The organism is Anaerovorax odorimutans, from assembly GCF_024459955.1.
Taxonomy (GTDB): domain Bacteria; phylum Bacillota; class Clostridia; order Peptostreptococcales; family Anaerovoracaceae; genus Hominibacterium; species Hominibacterium odorimutans_A.
Genome location: NZ_JANFXK010000113.1, coordinates 1 through 389 on the forward strand (window position 1 = coordinate 1; position 389 = coordinate 389).

1 protein-coding gene is annotated in these 389 nt (G+C 47.3%); it reads left to right on the forward strand.

The window, feature by feature from the left end; translation table 11 throughout:
• Positions 1-389: hypothetical protein (locus NE619_RS18110; RefSeq protein WP_330640860.1), on the forward strand; the 389-nt coding region annotated here is incomplete at both ends.

The following is a 389-nucleotide window of genomic DNA, read 5'->3' on the forward strand; positions in this document are numbered from 1 at the left end:
CTGCTTTTTCTTCTCCCCAGAAAGAGGTGGTCAGAGAATCTATTGAGAAAACCGCTGCAATCGAAGGGACTGAAAAGCAAAAGGAACCATCCGGCACAGAACAAGAGAGCCTGTCGAAAAATACACGGGAAGCAGAGCGGCACCAATACCGCATACAAAATGACGTTTTGGGACAAGGCGGCCCAAAAGAAAAATACAGGGCCAATGTTGCGGCTATTCAAACGTTGAAAGCATGTGAAACAGAAGGGCGACTTGCCACACCGGCCGAACAAGAAATTCTTTCCGGCTATGTGGGCTGGGGCGGTTTGCCAGATGTTTTTGATGAAACAAAAAGCGCATGGACAAAGGAATATTCGGAACTGAAGCAGCTTCTGACCGAAGAAGAATAT